We start from the raw sequence: 2838 nt of genomic DNA, 5'->3' as shown, positions 1-2838 counted from the left end.
CAAGAACAAGAGTTAAATCAACTCCTGCACTATGCTCTCCTTGATGTTCGCCATTTTTCCATAATGGACTCTGGGTCACATCATAGACTACGCCTTTATAAGCAATATATGCTTTTGCACCATTCTTGCCATCATATAATTTTAATTCATTTAGCGTCATTACAATATCCTTTTAGAACATTATTTTACTATTACATTAGTCTTTGTCCAAAGTACCAACCGCTGGGTATCTCTTAAAGACTTCTTCACCATGCGGTGCATCTGCAAGAATCAAAGTCAAATCAGCTCCTGCACTATGTCTTTTTTGATGTTCACCATTCTTCCATAATGGACTCTGGGTCACATCATAGACAACACCTTTGTAAGCAATATATGCTTTTGCACCATTCTTACCATCATATAATTTTAATTCATCTAGTGTCATTATAATATCCTTTAAAATATCATTTCACTGTTATGAGTGTATGTCACACTCGACATTATCATCCGCCAAAAAGAGCTCTTATTTAGCTACATTTGCGTTTTATTATATCAGATAACTACATAGAAACTTTAGATACTTTTGGTGGTTGGTGGTTAAGTGTTGGAGGTTTAAGGTTGTAGAAAATATCTCTAGCGCTATTTTAGCGCCAGAAACTATTTTATAATTTACAAGATTGAACTTCTGTAGCTATTATTGCTACTATTGAAGGATCTTCAAGAGTTGAGATATCTTGAGTAATCTCTTCTGATTTTGCGATTGAGCGCAGGATTCTTCTCATGATTTTTCCTGAGCGAGTTTTTGGAAGTCCTGGAACAAACACAACGTCATCACAAAGAGCAATATTTCCTATCTCTTGTTGAATGATTTTATTGATAATTTTTATCTCTTCAATTTGATCAGCTACACCGCAGTCTGATTTTAAAACGATATAAGCAAAGATGCCCTCGCCTTTTATCTCGTGTGGTTTTCCTACAACCGCAACTTCAGCAACATTTGGATGTTTTTTGATAGCTGCTTCAACTTCAGCTGTTCCCATTCTATGGCCTGAAACGTTGATAACATCATCAGTTCTACCAGTGATTGTTATATACCCATCTTCATCGTAGATAGCACCATCACCTGTAAAATAAACTGGTTTTCCATCTTTTTTTACATCACTAAAGTATGATTTTACAAATCTTTGCTCATCGCCCCAAACACCTCTAATCATAGCAGGCCAAGCACGAGTTACGCATAGAAGACCTTTTTCGCCTACTTTAGACTTATTTCCCTCTTCATCTAATACCTCAGCCATGATTCCTGGAAGTGGGAATGTTGCACAACCTGGCTTTATTGGAGTTGCTCCTGGAAGTGGAGATACGATATGTCCACCTGTTTCAGTCTGCCAGTATGTATCAACGATAGCGCATTTGCTACCACCGATTGCCTCGTAGTACCATTTCCATGCAGGAGGGTCGATTGGCTCACCAACTGTTCCAAGCACTTTTAGGCTCGATAAATCATACTTAGCTGGTTCATGTTCACCAGTTTTATGAAGCACGCGGATAGCAGTTGGAGCAGTATAGAACTGATTTACTTTATACTCTTCTACCATTTTCCATGGACGTCCAGCATCAGGATAAGTTGGAACACCTTCAAACATAATTGTTGTAGCACCCATTGCAAGTGGTCCATAAACTATGTAAGTATGTCCTGTAATCCAGCCTACATCGGCTGTACACCAGTAAGTGTCATTCTCTTTTACATCAAACACCCACTCCATAGTCATCTGCGCCCAGAGAATATATCCAGCTGAGTTATGTTGAACACCCTTTGGCTGACCTGTACTTCCTGAAGTATAGAGTAAGAAAAGAGGATCTTCAGAGTCCATAACTTCTGGCTCACACTTTACGTCTTGATATTTTATAAGTTCATTATAAGAGTAGTCACGCCCTGCAACCCAAGTAATCTCTTCGTTATTTCTCTCAACAACTAAAACCTTCTTTACAGGAGTCTCGCCACTTAGAGCCTCATCAACTACAGGCTTTAGCATATATGGCTTATCTTTTCTAAATGCGCCATCAGCTGTAATTACAATTTTTGCCTCTGCATCCATGATTCTATCTTTTAACGCTGAAGCAGAAAAACCACCAAATACGATAGAGTGAATAGCGCCTATTCTTGCACAAGCTAACATCGCATATGCAGCTTCAGGAATCATTGGCATATAGATGATAACTCTATCGCCTTTTTTTACTTCAAACTCATTTTTAAGAAGGTTTGCAAACTTATTTACATTGTAGTAAAGCTCTAAATATGTAACTATCTGCTTATCGCCTCTATCACCTTCAAAAATAATTGCAGCTTTATTTTTACGATATTTTAAGTGACGATCTATACATTGAACTGAAACGTTTAGTTTTCCACCCTCAAACCACTTTACAAATGGAAATTTGCTCTCATCTACAACTTTTGTAAAAGGCTTCATCCACTCTAGTTTCTCTTTTGCATAACTACCCCAAAAACCTTCATAATCCTCAGTTGCATAATCTTGCAACTCTTGGTATTCACACATATTTTTAATTCTAGCATTCTTGCTAAACTCTTTATTTGGTTTAAAAACTTCTTTTTTCATTGTCTTTCCTTTGTTAATTTTAGATATATCATTGCCGTCATGATTGCGTCATTTACGGCATTATGTGCCCCCATATTAGGTATGGAGCAATTTTTTAGGATTGTATCAAATCGTAAATCAATATTTCCTTGTGGAATTAAAGAAATTGTTTTATCAAAATATATTTCAGATACTTCAATCATTTTATTTGGCAAAGTAATCCCTAAAAGTGGCTTTATGTATCTGTTTATCATGCTTACAT

At 36.8% G+C, this 2838-nt stretch carries 2 protein-coding genes and 1 pseudogene; all 3 read right to left on the bottom strand.

What is annotated here, in order from left to right; all coding sequences use genetic code 11:
* Window positions 1–196: 196 nt before the first annotated feature.
* A complete protein-coding gene (locus PHI38_RS10110; protein WP_299855744.1) occupies window positions 197–424 on the bottom strand; it encodes a cytochrome b5 domain-containing protein in 228 nt (75 codons plus the stop codon).
* A gap of 217 nt (window positions 425–641) precedes the next feature.
* The gene (gene acs, locus PHI38_RS10105) at window positions 642–2597 is read right to left on the bottom strand and encodes an acetate--CoA ligase (RefSeq protein WP_299855742.1); all 1956 of its coding nucleotides are present in this window, start codon (window positions 2595–2597) and stop codon (window positions 642–644) included.
* Window positions 2594–2838 (bottom strand): annotated as a pseudogene (locus PHI38_RS10100) (3'-5' exonuclease); the annotation flags it as partial. The gene acs and the pseudogene PHI38_RS10100, both read right to left, overlap by 4 nt.

The organism is Sulfurimonas sp. (genome assembly GCF_028694895.1).
In the GTDB taxonomy this organism is placed as follows: domain Bacteria; phylum Campylobacterota; class Campylobacteria; order Campylobacterales; family Sulfurimonadaceae; genus Sulfurimonas.
The sequence above is the reverse complement of the archived record's forward strand: the minus strand, read 5'-3'. Positions and strand labels throughout refer to the sequence as shown.

What these genes read in the sequence shown, in the direction of transcription:
- acs (WP_299855742.1), bottom strand. Translation starts at nt 2,597, where the DNA reads ATGAAAAAAGAAGTTTTTAAACCAAATAAAGAGTTTAGCAAGAATGCT.
- PHI38_RS10110 (WP_299855744.1), bottom strand. Translation starts at nt 424, where the DNA reads ATGACACTAGATGAATTAAAATTATATGATGGTAAGAATGGTGCAAAA.